11 protein-coding genes are annotated in these 13,169 nt (G+C 70.0%); 9 read left to right on the forward strand and 2 right to left on the reverse strand.

The genetic code is table 11. The features are described from left to right. The 6 genes from secF to ACIRQ7_RS24095 all read left to right on the forward strand — a co-directional run bounded on the left by secF (position 1) and on the right by ACIRQ7_RS24095 (position 7,516). Entirely contained in the window at positions 1-1,116 is a 1,116-nt protein-coding gene (secF, locus tag ACIRQ7_RS24070) for a protein translocase subunit SecF (RefSeq protein ID WP_404264836.1), read from the forward strand. Next, positions 1,113-1,661 (forward strand): adenine phosphoribosyltransferase, encoded by a 549-nt coding sequence (locus tag ACIRQ7_RS24075; protein ID WP_404264837.1) that lies wholly within the window; start codon positions 1,113-1,115, stop codon positions 1,659-1,661. The genes secF and ACIRQ7_RS24075 overlap by 4 nt, the downstream gene beginning before the upstream one ends. Positions 1,662-1,832: 171 nt before the next feature. Further along, positions 1,833-4,541 carry a RelA/SpoT family protein gene (locus tag ACIRQ7_RS24080; RefSeq protein WP_404264838.1) on the forward strand — a complete coding sequence of 903 codons (2,709 nt, stop codon included), beginning with the start codon at positions 1,833-1,835 and terminating at the stop codon, positions 4,539-4,541. Between the two features lie 105 nt (positions 4,542-4,646). Continuing rightward, positions 4,647-5,954, forward strand: a complete 1,308-nt coding sequence (locus ACIRQ7_RS24085; RefSeq protein ID WP_404264839.1) for a serine/threonine-protein kinase — start codon at positions 4,647-4,649, stop codon at positions 5,952-5,954. Positions 5,955-6,009: 55 nt separating this feature from the next. Next, positions 6,010-6,387, forward strand: a complete 378-nt coding sequence (locus ACIRQ7_RS24090; RefSeq protein ID WP_404264840.1) for a hypothetical protein — start codon at positions 6,010-6,012, stop codon at positions 6,385-6,387. After that, complete coding sequence (locus ACIRQ7_RS24095; RefSeq protein WP_404264841.1) at positions 6,371-7,516, forward strand: tetratricopeptide repeat protein; 1,146 nt, start codon at positions 6,371-6,373, stop codon at positions 7,514-7,516. Before ACIRQ7_RS24090 ends, ACIRQ7_RS24095 begins: the two co-directional genes overlap by 17 nt. 98 nt (positions 7,517-7,614) lie before the next feature. Here the strand turns inward: ACIRQ7_RS24095 and ACIRQ7_RS24100 are convergent, their stop codons facing one another. Then, positions 7,615-8,844 carry a DUF349 domain-containing protein gene (locus tag ACIRQ7_RS24100; protein WP_404264842.1) on the reverse strand — a complete coding sequence of 410 codons (1,230 nt, stop codon included), beginning with the start codon at positions 8,842-8,844 and terminating at the stop codon, positions 7,615-7,617. A 276-nt stretch (positions 8,845-9,120) separates the two neighbouring features. After that, complete coding sequence (locus tag ACIRQ7_RS24105) at positions 9,121-9,939, reverse strand: peptidylprolyl isomerase (RefSeq protein WP_404264843.1); 819 nt, start codon at positions 9,937-9,939, stop codon at positions 9,121-9,123. A gap of 168 nt (positions 9,940-10,107) precedes the next feature. Between ACIRQ7_RS24105 and ACIRQ7_RS24110 the strand changes: the two genes are divergently transcribed. The 3 genes from ACIRQ7_RS24110 (at position 10,108) to ACIRQ7_RS24120 (ending at position 13,091) form a co-directional block, all read left to right on the forward strand. Next, on the forward strand, positions 10,108-10,821 hold the full coding sequence (locus tag ACIRQ7_RS24110; RefSeq protein ID WP_404264844.1) for an MBL fold metallo-hydrolase: 714 nt from the start codon (positions 10,108-10,110) through the stop codon (positions 10,819-10,821). A gap of 11 nt (positions 10,822-10,832) precedes the next feature. Beyond that, the gene (gene hisS, locus ACIRQ7_RS24115) at positions 10,833-12,095 is read left to right on the forward strand and encodes a histidine--tRNA ligase (RefSeq protein WP_401475023.1); all 1,263 of its coding nucleotides are present in this window, start codon (positions 10,833-10,835) and stop codon (positions 12,093-12,095) included. A 351-nt stretch (positions 12,096-12,446) separates the two neighbouring features. Continuing rightward, entirely contained in the window at positions 12,447-13,091 is a 645-nt protein-coding gene (locus tag ACIRQ7_RS24120; protein ID WP_401475026.1) for a vitamin K epoxide reductase family protein, read from the forward strand. The last annotated feature ends 78 nt before the right edge of the window (positions 13,092-13,169 follow it).

A 13,169-nucleotide genomic window follows, 5' to 3' on the forward strand; every position in this document is an offset into this window, starting at 1 on the left:
ATGTCGAAGCTCGGAAACATCGGCGCCAGGCTCTACCGCGGTGAGGTCGGCTACGACTTCATCGGCAAGCGGAAGATCTGGTACGGCATCTCGATCCTCATCACCATCCTGGCCATCGCCGGCCTGGCGGTGCGCGGCCTGAACATGGGCATCGAGTTCTCCGGCGGCGCGGTCTTCACCACCCCGAAGACCTCGGTGTCCGCCACGGAGGCCCAGCACAAGGCCGAGTCGGCGGCCGGCGGTCATCAGGCCGTCGTCCAGAAGCTCGGTGGCGGCGCGCTGCGCATCCAGATCAGCGGCCTGGACACCAAGCAGTCGGTGCCGGTCCAGGAGGAGCTCGCCAAGGACCTGAACGTCCCGGTCAATGACGTCAACACCCAGCTGGTCGGCCCGAGTTGGGGCGAGGAGATCGCCAACAAGGCCTGGCTGGGCCTGGGGATCTTCATGGTCCTGGTGGTGCTCTATCTGGCCATTGCCTTCGAGTGGCGGATGGCGGCAGCGGCTCTGATCGCGCTGATCCACGACCTCACGATCACGGTCGGTATCTACGCCCTGGTCGGCTTCGAGGTCACCCCCGGCACGGTCATCGGTCTGCTGACCATCCTTGGTTACTCCCTGTACGACACGGTCGTCGTCTTCGACAGCCTCAAGGAAGCCTCCAAGGACATCACCAAGCAGACCCGCTTCACGTACAGCGAGATCGCCAACCGCAGTATCAACGGCACTCTGGTGCGTTCCATCAACACCACCGTCGTCGCGCTGCTGCCGGTGGCCGGTCTGCTGTTCGTCGGTGGCGGTGTGCTGGGCGCGGGCATGCTCAACGACATCTCGCTCGCCCTGTTCGTCGGTCTCGCGGCCGGTGCGTATTCGTCGATCTTCATCGCCACCCCGCTGGTCGCCGACTTCAAGGAGCGCGAGCCGCAGATGAAGGCGCTCGCCAAGCGGGTCAAGGCCAAGCGCACCGCGGCTGCGGCCAAGGGCGCGGAGGACGAGCCGCAGGGCGGGTCGACCGCCGTCGCCGATGACGGTGGCGACGACGCCGCCGTCGTCGGGCCGCGCAACCAGCCCGCCTCGCGCAAGGGCGGCCGCGGCCGCCCGTCGGGCAAGCGCCGATGAGCGCCTCCGCCGAGCTGCGTGAGCTGCTGCTGAGCCGGATCTCGGACGTCCCGGACTACCCGCAGCCGGGCGTGATGTTCAAGGACATCACCCCGCTGCTGGCCGACCCGGCGGCCTTCGGCGCGCTGACCGACACGTTCGCCGACCTGTGCGCACAGCACCGCGTGGACAAGGTCGTCGGCCTGGAGGCGCGTGGCTTCATCCTCGCGGCCCCGGTCGCGGTCCGCGCCGGCATCGGCTTCGTCCCCGTGCGCAAGGCGGGCAAGCTGCCCGGCGCGACGCTCGGGCAGTCCTACGAGCTGGAGTACGGCACCGCCGAGATCGAGATCCACGCCGATGCGCTGGCCCCGGGCGACCGGGTGCTGGTGATCGACGACGTGCTGGCCACGGGCGGCACGGCCGACGCGTCGCTCCAGCTCATCCGCCGTGCGGGGGCCGAGGTCGCGGGCCTTGCCGTGCTGCTGGAGCTGGGCTTCCTCGCCGGTCGCCGGCGGCTGGAGGACGGTCTGAAGGGCGCTCCGCTGGAGGCCCTGATCACGGTCTGAGGGACCGCACGCACCACATCGGCAGCAGGGGCACCCGGAAGAATCCGGGTGCCCCTGCTGCTGTGTCATGTACGGAGCCATGGCCGCGGGAGAGCCGCGCCGCCGGGGTCGATACCATGGCACCCCGACCCGTTCGTGGTCTTGTGGTCCGGAATCGCTTGAGGAGTGCTCTTGCCAGACGAGGCCCAGCCGCTCTCCCCCGGACTGCGTCCGGCGGAATCCTCCGCCGCGCGTCCGGACGAGCCGACGCCCAGCGACGCCACGGGCGCAGCTTCCTCGGACGCGCCGAAGCCCGAGCAGCAGGGCGCGGCCGACGGCACAGCCAAGCCCGAGCCGTCCGCCGAGGACGGCCGGTCCGCCGCGTCCCCGGCCGCCGCGGCCGAACCGGCTCCTGACCCGGCGCCCCGGCCGAAGCCGAAGGCGGACGGCAGCACGCCCAAGCCGACCGACATGCCGGCCGCGCCCAAGCCGCCCGCCAAGGCCGAGCAGCCTGCCGCCTCGCCGGCCCCGCCCGCCAAGGCTGAGCAGCCCGCCGCCTCGCCGGCCCCGGCCGCCAAGCCCGTGACGCCCACCCCGGCGGGCCGCTCGGGTTCGCCGAACCGCGTACGGGCCCGCCTCGCCCGGCTGGGCGTGCAGCGTTCCAGCCCGTACAACCCCGTTCTCGAACCGCTGCTGCGGGCCGTGCGGGGCAACGACCCCAAGATCGAGTCCGCGACGCTGCGGCAGATCGAGCGCGCCTATCAGGTCGCCGAGCGCTGGCACCGCGGCCAGAAGCGCAAGAGCGGCGACCCGTACATCACCCACCCGCTCGCGGTGACGACGATCCTCGCCGAGCTGGGCATGGACCCGGCCACCCTGATGGCCGGCCTGCTGCACGACACCGTCGAGGACACCGAGTACGGCCTGGACACCCTGCGCCGCGACTTCGGCGACCAGGTGGCGCTGCTGGTCGACGGCGTCACGAAGCTGGACCGGGTCAAATTCGGCGAGGCCGCGCAGGCCGAGACCGTCCGCAAGATGGTCGTCGCGATGGCCAAGGACCCGCGCGTCCTGGTCATCAAGCTCGCCGACCGGCTGCACAACATGCGCACGATGCGGTATCTCAAGCGGGAGAAGCAGGAGAAGAAGGCCCGCGAGACCCTGGAGATCTACGCCCCGCTGGCCCACCGCCTGGGCATGAACACCATCAAGTGGGAGCTGGAGGACCTCGCCTTCGCGATCCTCTACCCCAAGATGTACGACGAGATCGTCCGGCTCGTCGCCGAGCGGGCGCCCAAGCGCGACGAGTATCTGGCCATAGTGACCGACGAGGTCCAGACGGATCTACGTGCCGCGCGGATCAAGGCCACCGTCACCGGCCGGCCGAAGCACTACTACAGCGTCTACCAGAAGATGATCGTGCGCGGCCGCGACTTCGCCGAGATCTACGACCTGGTGGGCATCCGCGTCCTCGTCGACACCGTCCGCGACTGCTACGCGGCGCTGGGCACCGTGCACGCGCGATGGAATCCGGTCCCCGGCCGGTTCAAGGACTACATCGCGATGCCCAAGTTCAACATGTACCAGTCGCTGCACACGACGGTCATCGGCCCCAGCGGCAAGCCCGTCGAGCTGCAGATCCGCACCTTCGACATGCACCGCCGCGCCGAGTACGGCATCGCCGCGCACTGGAAGTACAAGCAGGAGGCCGTCGCCGGCGCCTCCAAGGTGCGTACGGACATCCCCAAGGGCAAGGGCGCCGGCCAGGACACCGTCAACGACATGGCCTGGCTGCGGCAGCTGCTCGACTGGCAGAAGGAGACTGAGGACCCGGGCGAGTTCCTCGAATCGCTGCGCTTCGACCTCTCCCGCAACGAAGTCTTCGTCTTCACGCCGAAGGGCGACGTGATAGCGCTGCCGGCCGGCGCGACCCCCGTCGACTTCGCGTACGCGGTGCACACCGAGGTCGGCCACCGCACGATAGGAGCCCGGGTCAACGGGCGGCTCGTACCGCTCGAATCGACCCTGGACAACGGCGACTTGGTGGAGGTCTTCACCTCCAAGGCACCGGGGGCCGGGCCGTCCCGCGACTGGCTGGGCTTCGTCAAATCGCCCCGCGCCCGCAACAAGATCCGCGCCTGGTTCTCCAAGGAACGCCGCGACGAGGCCATAGAGCAGGGCAAGGACGCCATCGCGCGGGCCATGCGCAAGCAGAACCTGCCGATCCAGCGGATCCTGACCGGCGACTCACTGGTCACCCTCGCGCACGAGATGCGCTATCCGGACATCTCGTCGCTGTACGCCGCCATCGGCGAGGGCCATGTCACCGCGCAGAGCGTCGTGCAGAAGCTGGTGCACGCACTCGGCGGCCAGGACGAGGCCACCGAGGACCTCGCGGAGTCGACGCCGATCCGGCCGCGCTCCAAGCGCCGCTCCAGCGCCGACCCCGGTGTGGTCGTCAAGGGCGTCGACGATGTCTGGGTCAAGCTGGCCCGCTGCTGTACGCCGGTGCCGGGCGACCCCATCATCGGCTTCGTCACCCGCGGCAGCGGCGTCTCGGTGCACCGCGCGGACTGCGTCAACGTCGACTCGCTGTCCAAGCAGCCGGAGCGGATCCTGGAGGTCGAGTGGGCACCCACCCAGTCCTCGGTCTTCCTCGTCGCCATCCAGGTCGAGGCACTGGACCGCTCCCGCCTGCTGTCGGACGTCACCCGTGTCCTGTCCGACCAGCACGTCAACATCCTGTCCGCGGCCGTCCAGACCTCCCGCGACCGCGTCGCCACCTCCCGCTTCACCTTCGAGATGGGCGATCCCAAGCACCTGGGACACGTCCTGAAGGCGGTACGCGGCGTGGAGGGCGTGTACGACGTCTACCGCGTGACGTCGGCCCGCCGGCCGTAGGGCTCTGTCCATACCGGTCCATTCCGCGCAACGGGTTGCGGGGCATGGACCGGAATGGCGATGATCAGAGTGCAGGGGCTTGGGGGGCGGATGGAATCACCACTGGTGTCGACGGGGACCGAGATCGACGGCCGGTACAGAGTGCTGAGTCCCATCGGTTCGGGCGGCATGGGCCAGGTGTTCGAAGCGCTCGACACCGCACTCGACCGGCGGGTCGCCGTGAAGCTCATCCGCTCGGACATCTCCGGTGACAGGCTGATCGACCGATTCCGCCGCGAGGCCCAAGTCCTGGCCCGGATCGCCCACCCCAACACGGTCGCGGTCCACGACTTCGGCCAGATCGACAGCCGTCCCTACCTCGTGATGGAACTGCTCGAAGGCATCAGCCTGCAGAGCCTCACTGAGCGGGGCCCCATGGAGTCCTCGCTGGTCAGGGCAGTGGCGGCGGGCATGTGCGAGGGGCTGGGCGCCGTGCACGAGGCAGGTGTGCTGCACCGCGACATCAAACCCGGCAACGTCCACCTGAGCCGGCGGGGCAGGGTGGTCCTGCAGGACTTCGGTATCGCGCACCTGTTGATGCAGGAGACGTCCCTGATCACCCAGACCGGAGCCGTGATCGGCACGCCGAGGTTCATGAGCCCGGAGGCGGTCGCCGGGAAGCTCCTGGGGCCACCCGCCGATCTGTACGCGGTCGGTGTGTGCATGTACGTCATGCTCACCGGCGAACTGCCTTTCGGCGAGGGCGCTCTCCAGGCGATGTACCGCATCGTGCACGAGGGCCCGCCGTCGTTGCAGGATCATCCCGACGTCCCGGGCGACTTGGCGGCGCTGGTCGACGACCTCCTCAGCCGCGACCCCGCCGACCGCCCCGGGCCCGGCGAGGTGATCGAGCGGCTGGACTGCCCGCCGGACGCGGAGCGCCTGATCGCGAAAGCGGCGACGGGCGGGATCCGGGACCGCGCCGTGCAGCAGTTCGCGGACTCGCTCCCCTCGGTGGACTCGCTCTCCTCCGTGGACGTCGACCGCGCCTTGGCGTTGCCGGCGGCACTGCCGACCACGTACGGCGGGACTCCGCACGGCGCTTCGACAGACGTGAGCCTCAGCGTCGAGACCCGGCAGCAGATCCTGCGCTCGATGACCCCGGAGGCCGCAGAGGCGAGGCTGCGCGAGGCCGTGGGTCTGGTGCTGCGCGACGAGCTGGAGGAGGCCATCGAGCTGCTGGCGGCGGTGGGCAACGTCTGCGGGCCGGCCTTCGGGGCCGCTCATCCCACCACACTCACCAGTCGCTATTGGCAAGCCGTGTGCCTGGCCCGGCTGGGCGCCTCGGGTGAGGCGCTCGCCGCTTTCTCGGGGGTCGCCGACCAGACCGCCGAGGCCGTGTTCGGCGACCGGGAGAAAGCGCGCCGCCTATGACGACGGCCGGACAACCGCAGCTGACAGACGCGAGGACGAGGGAATCAGTGGGGGCATGACGAAGGTGATCGAGGTACGGGTCGCGGGAACGAACGACGACGAGAGCGAGCTGCGGTCCCTGCTGCGCTGGCTGAAGGCTGATGAAGGGGTCGGGCCGTACGCCCACGGTGTGCTCGCGAGCTCGCAGCCGGCCCGCACCGATCACATGGGGGCGCTGCTCGATCTCATCTCGCTCACGGTCAGCGGCGGGCTGGGAGCAGCGCAGCTCGCGGCGGGCCTCGCCCAGTGGCGAGCCGCGCGGCACAGCGCCCCCTCGATCATCGTGCACAGGGGTGAAGCCCGGGTGGAGGTGTACGACGCGGACCCGGAGACCGTGCGGCGTCTGACCGAGCTGCTTGCCGGGGGCCAGGGCGGCGATGACGGAGCTTCCTGACCCGTCCGCCTCCGCGGCGGTGCTGATCGGGACGTCCTCCTACCAGCATCTTCCGCAGCTGAAGGCCGTGCAGCGCAACACCTCGGACCTCGCGGACATCTTGTGCGACCCCACGGTTTGGGGACTTCCGCCCGCGCGCTGTCCAACGGTTCTCGACCCCAGCACGCCTGCCGAACTCCTGGACCCCGTCTACGCGCTGGGGCGCGAGTCCACCGACACCCTTCTTGTCTACTACTGCGGGCACGGGCTGCGGGACTCCGAGTCGGCCGACCTCTATCTGGGGCTCACCGGCTCGCGGGAAGGCGCCGGCTACACGGCGACCGAGTACCGCCATCTGAGGTCCGCGCTGCTGGCCTCTCCGGCCCGGCGCAAGATCGTGATCTTGGACTGCTGCTTCAGCGGACGCGCCGCACGCATGCTCAGCAGCCCCAACGCGCTCGCTGCGCAGGCCGGGATCGACGGCGCGTACGTCCTCACTGCGTCACCGCGCGACCATGTCGCACTGGCGCCGGAGGGCGAGCGGAACACGGCCTTCACCGGAGAGCTGCTGCACCTGCTGTCCAACGGAGTGAGCGAGGCTCCGGAGACCCTTGACCTGGAAACCCTCTTCCGGGCCCTCGAAGCGAGGCTGAGTTCGAAGAACCGGCCGCGTCCGCAGCGAAGCCAGGAGAACGATGTCGGCCGTCTGCCGCTCGTACGCAACCGCGCCCGGGCGTCCGCAGCGACCGCCGCCGGGCCCGTGGTCGACATCGAGGTCCAGGTCGCGATGATGTCCACCGGGTTGAAACTCGCCCGTCTCCTGCGGTCCGTGGGACGCAACCGTGACGCGCTGCCGATCCTCCGGATGGTCCTCCAGGCGCGGGTCCCCGAAGCCGACGGTGACAGCGTCGCCGTCCACCTCGAGCTTGCCGAACTCCTCACCGAGACGGGACGGGAGAAGGAAGCGATCGAAACGCTTGAATCCGCGTTCCGCCAGACCCATAAGCGTTTCGGACCCGAGACGGTCACCGTCTGCCGCAGGCTGGCGGAACTGCTGCAGGCCGCAGGCAACCACCGCCAGGCATGCGAGGTGCTCAGGCACGCCCTCGACAGCCTCGAACGCGGGCCGGGCGCCGGGGCTCCCGTATAGCGGCCCCGGGTGGCTCTCGCCGTACCTGCTGCGCGCACAACAGAAACCCCCGCGCGGGCCGGGTGGCCTGCGCGGGGGTCCGCCCTACCCGGGTCCGCTCAACCGCCGAACTCCTCCAGGCCCTTGAGCGCCTGGTCCAGCAGGGCCTTGCGGCCCGCCAGCTCCCGGCCGAGCTTGTCGGCCTTGGCGTTGTTGCCGGCCGCCCGTGCCGTGTCGATCTGCTTCTCCAGCTTGTCGACGGCGTCCTGCAGCTGGCCGGTCAGCCCCGCGGCACGCGCCCGCGCCTCAGGGTTCGTCCGCCGCCACTCGGTCTCCTCGGCCTCCTGGATCGCGCGCTCGACGGCATGCATCCGGCCCTCGATCTTCGGGCGGGCGTCCCGCGGCACATGGCCGATGGCCTCCCACCGCTCATTGACCGTACGGAACGCGGCCCGCGCGGTCTTCAGGTCGGAGACCGGGAGCAGCTTCTCCGCCTCGACGACGAGCTCCTCCTTGCGGGTGAGATTCTCCTGCTGCTCGGCATCGCGCTCCGCGAAGACCTCGCCGCGCGCCTGGAAGAAGATGTCCTGGGCACCGCGGAAACGGTTCCACAGATCGTCCTCGTGCTCGCGCTGGGCGCGGCCCGCGGCCTTCCAGTCCGTCATCAGGTCGCGGTAGCGGGCGGCGGTGGTGCCCCAGTCCGTCGACTTCGACAGCGACTCGGCCTCGGCGACCAGCTTCTCCTTCGCCTTGCGGGCCTCCTCGCGCTGCGCGTCCAGCGAGGCGAAGTGCGCCTTGCGCCGCTTGGAGAACGCCGAGCGGGCGTGCGAGAAGCGGTGCCACAGCTCGTCGTCGGCCTTGCGGTCCAGACGCGGCAGGCCCTTCCAGGTGTCGACCAGAGACCGCAGCCGCTCACCCGCCGCCCGCCACTGCTCGCTCGCCGCCAGCTCCTCGGCCTCGGCGACCAGCTTCTCCTTGGCCTGCCGGGCCTCGTCGCTCTGCTTGGCCTTCTGCGCCTTGCGCTCCTCGCGGCGCGACTCGACCGTGCTGACGAGCGCGTCCAGCCGCTTCCTCAGCGCCTCCAGGTCACCGACCGCGTGGTGCTCGTCGACCTGCTGCCGCAGATGGTCGATCGCGGTCTGGGCGTCCTTCGCCGACAGGTCGGTGGTCTTGACCCGGCGCTCCAGGAGGCCGATCTCCACGACCAGGCCCTCATACTTGCGCTCGAAGTAGGCGAGAGCCTCCTCCGGAGATCCCGCCTGCCACGATCCGACGACCTGCTCGCCCTCGGCGGTACGCACGTACACGGTCCCCGTCTCGTCGACGCGGCCCCACGGGTCGCTGCTCACAGCGCCTCCTCCACATGATGCCGACGGGGGCGTGCGGCCCCCCGGCATCGTCCACAGTTTCTGTCCGGCAGAGCCGCGCCCTGACCGGTCCGACGGGTGTCTTGCGGGCGAGGGTGGCAGCCGTCGGAGCAGGCACCCTCACAACGCCAATCTAGGCGACCGGCGGTCGGCTGTCCGCATCCAGCACGACCGGAATTCCGCGGTTCGCACACGGGGACGACGGCGCAACGCCCCCCATTCGGTCAGGTATCGGTCAGGTGCGTCCCAGGTAGGAGGTCAGGACTTGGTGACCGTCGCCTTGTTGATGACGACGGTGGCCTTCGGTGCGGTGTTGTGCGTCGCCGGGTCGGCCCGGGAACCGGCCTTGGCGATCTTCTGCAGTACGTCCATACCGGCAGTGATCTTCCCGAACGGTGTGTAGTTGGCCGGCAGCTTGCTGTCCTGGTAGACGAGAAAGAACTGGCTGCCACCGGAGTTGCGGGTCTTCTCGTTCTTGCCGTCGTAGGTGTTGGCCATCGCGACCGTGCCCGCCGGATAGATACCGCCCTTGAGCGCGGGGTCCTTGAGGTTCTCGTCCGGCAGGGAGTAGCCGGGCGTGCCCCCGCCGGTCGCGGTCGGGTCGCCGCACTGGAGGACGAAGATGCCCTGGTCGACGAGGCGATGGCACCTGCTGTGGTCGAAATAGCGCTTGCCGGCGAGGAACGCGAAGGAGTTCACCGTGTGCGGTGCCTTGCCCGCGTCCAGCTCCATCTCGATCTGTCCGCAGGTCGTTGCCAGCGTCACGTCGTAGGAAGCGGAGGTGTCGACCGACATCGCCGGCTCCTTCTTCCACTTCTGGGTGGAGGGGCGGCCCTTCGCGGGCTTGCCGCAGGGGTCGGCCGCCTCGGCCCCTTGGCCCTTGCCGCTCTCCGTGAAGGCTCCGGCGTACGAGGCGACGGCTGCGCCGACCAGGCCGGCCACCACCACGAGCGCGACGGAGGACGCGACGATCACATTGCGGCGTTTGGTCTTCTGCCGTTGCACGGCCCGCCGTTGCTGCTGGCGCTCGTACTTCTCCCGGGCGAGCTGCCGCCGCCGCTGATCGCTGCTGACCACCGGTCGTCTCCTGTCCTGAGCCTGATCGCTCTCGTCTGCCGTGGCCGTACCGTATACGGGTTCGCCCCCGTGGGAGTGCCGCCGGTAAGCTCTGGAGCTGCCGAGATGTTCCAGGAACGGTCCCGCGGGCCGATCTCCGCCGACCTCCACCGACCTTTAAGGACGAACGTGCTGATTGCCGGGTTCCCCGCCGGGGCCTGGGGGACCAACTGCTATCTGGTCGCCCCCGCCGCAGGCGAGGAGTGCGTGATCATCGACCCGGGCCACCAGGCGGCCCAAGGAGTCGAGGACGCGGTCAAGAAGCATCGGCTCAAGCCCGTCGCGGTCATCCTCACCCACGGCCATATCGACCATGTCGCCTCGGTCGTCCCGGTGTGCGGCGCCCACGGCGTACCGGCCTGGATCCACCCCGAGGACCGCTTCATGATGAGCGACCCGGAGAAGGCCCTCGGCCGCTCCTTCGGCGCGCAGCTCATGGGCGACCTGACGGTGGGGGAGCCGGACGACGTCAAGGAGCTGACCGACGGCAGTGCGCTGGAGCTCGCCGGCATGGAGTTCTCCGTCGCGCACGCCCCGGGCCATACCAAGGGGTCGGTGACGTTCCGGATGCCCGAGCAGGCGGACATTCCGCCGGTCTTCTTCTCGGGCGACCTGCTCTTCGCCGGCTCCATCGGACGTACCGACCTGCCGGGCGGCGACCACGCCGAGATCCTGCAGTCGCTGGCGCGCGTGTGCCTGCCGCTGGAGGACTCGACCGTCGTCCTGTCCGGCCACGGCCCCCAGACCACCATCGGCCGCGAGCGCGCCGGCAACCCCTACTTGCGGGAGTTGGCCGCCGGCCTCGGAGACGGCTTCCCGGCCGCTCCGCGACGAGGAATGTGACGAGACTTTCCGTGAGCACCTTTCAGGCACCCAAGGGCACGTACGACCTGCTTCCGCCGGACTCCGCGACGTATCTCGCGGTGCGCGAGGCGATCTCCGGCCCGCTGAAGAACTCCGGCTACGGCTACATCGAGACGCCCGGCTTCGAGAACGTCGAGCTGTTCGCACGCGGCGTCGGTGAGTCCACCGACATCGTGACCAAGGAGATGTACGCCTTCGAGACCAAGGGCGGCGACCAGCTCGCACTGCGCCCCGAGGGCACCGCCTCCGTACTGCGCGCGGCGCTGGAGGCCAACCTCCACAAGGGCGGCAACCTCCCCGTCAAGCTCTGGTACTCCGGCTCGTACTACCGCTACGAGCGCCCGCAGAAGGGCCGCTACCGCCACTTCTCGCAGGTCGGTGCCGAGGCCATCGGCGCCGAGGACCCGGCGCTGGACGCCGAGTTGATCATCCTGGCCGACCAGGCCTACCGCGCGCTCGGCCTGCGCGACTTCCGCATCCTGCTGAACTCGCTCGGTGACAAGGAGTGCCGCCCGGTCTACCGCACCGCGCTGCAGGACTTCCTGCGCGAGCTGGACCTGGACGACGACACCCGGCGCCGCGTCGACATCAACCCGCTGCGGGTCCTGGACGACAAGCGCGAGTACGTCCAGAAGCAGCTGACCGGCGCGCCCGCGCTGCGCGATTACCTCTGTGAGGCGTGCAAGGCGTACCACGAGCAGGTGCGCGAGCTGCTGACCGCGGCGGGCGTGACGTACGAGGACGACGAGAAGCTGGTCCGCGGCCTCGATTACTACACCCGCACCACCTTCGAGTTCGTCCACGACGGCCTCGGCTCGCAGTCCGCGGTGGGCGGCGGCGGCCGCTACGACGGGCTGTCCGAGATGATCGGCGGCCCCGCGCTGCCGTCCGTCGGCTGGGCACTGGGCGTGGACCGTACGGTGCTCGCGCTGGAGGCGGAGGGCATCACGCTCGACATCCCCGCCGCCACCGCCGTGTACGCCGTGCCGCTCGGCGAGGAGGCCCGCCGGGTGCTCTTCGGAGCCGTCACCGAGCTGCGCCGGGCCGGTATCGCCACCGACTTCGCGTTCGGCGGCAAGGGCCTGAAGAACGCCATGAAGTCCGCCAACCGCTCCGGCGCCCGGCTGGCGCTGGTGGCGGGCGAGCGGGACCTGGCCGAGGGCGTGCTGCAGCTCAAGAATCTGGAGAGCGGCGAGCAGACGCCGATCGCGCTGGACGCGGTGGTAGAGGAGGTCCGGCGCACGCTGGGCTGAGAGGCGCCCGGTACGCGGGGAGTGACAGGGCGCGGGGCCCGGACGGCGGACACAGCCGGCCGGGCCCCGTGCGTGGTCGCGTCAACGCCGGCGTGCGCGCGCGTTCATTCCGCCGGATGATTCCGGCGGCCTCCCGGTGGTGCGCCGGTGCTGCCCCGGTGACCGCAGCGCGCCGCCGCAGGGCACCGGGCGGTCCGGGATACCGCCCGCACCGGAGGTCCGGCGCCGGTCGTCTTTATGTTCATCGAACGGTGGGCCGTCGAGGAGTTGGGGCAGAATGAAAGGCGCGGCCGCGTCCCCGCGGGCCCGTTTGCTCAGCCTCATCTCCCAAGGGATCGACGGAACGGCGATATGACGACGACAGCGCTTGACGACGACGTGTCCACCGACGACGACCGCGCGAGCGGCGCGGGCACCATCGGGTCGGGCCGTGGATTCGCCTTGCTCCTGGTGATCACCGGCGCGCTGGGCCTCCTGGCGGCCTGGGTCATCACCATCGACAAGATCGAGCTGCTGAAGGACCCGAACTACAAGCCGGCCTGCAGCCTCAACCCGATCATTTCCTGCGGCAATGTCATGCAGAGCGAGCAGGCCAACGTCTTCGGCTTCCCCAACCCGCTGGCCGGCCTCGTCGGCTTCGCCGTGGTCGTCGCCGTCGGTATGGGCCTGCTGGCCGGCGCCCGCTACCGTCGCTGGTACTGGATCGGTCTGAACGTCGGCACGCTGCTCGGCGCCGTGTTCTGCATGTGGCTGATGACCCAGTCGCTGTACAGCATCAACTCGCTGTGCCTGTGGTGCACGCTGACCTGGTGCGTCACGATCCTGATGTTCTGGTACACCACCGTCCACAACCTCAAGCACGGCATCATCCCGGCGCCCGAAGGCCTCCGCAGGACCGTGCTGGAGTTCCACTGGGTCGTCCCCGTGCTCTGGTACGGCGTGATCGCGCTGCTGATCCTCACCAAGTGGTGGTCGTACTGGAGCACGCTGATCTGATCCCTCCCGCGCCCGGCCCCCGGCCGCCGCCCAGGTCGGACACCGGCCGGGACGGCGGCCGGGGGCGTTGTCAGTGGG

Source organism: Streptomyces sp. NPDC101393 (genome assembly GCF_044767385.1).
Lineage (GTDB): Bacteria > Actinomycetota > Actinomycetes > Streptomycetales > Streptomycetaceae > Streptomyces.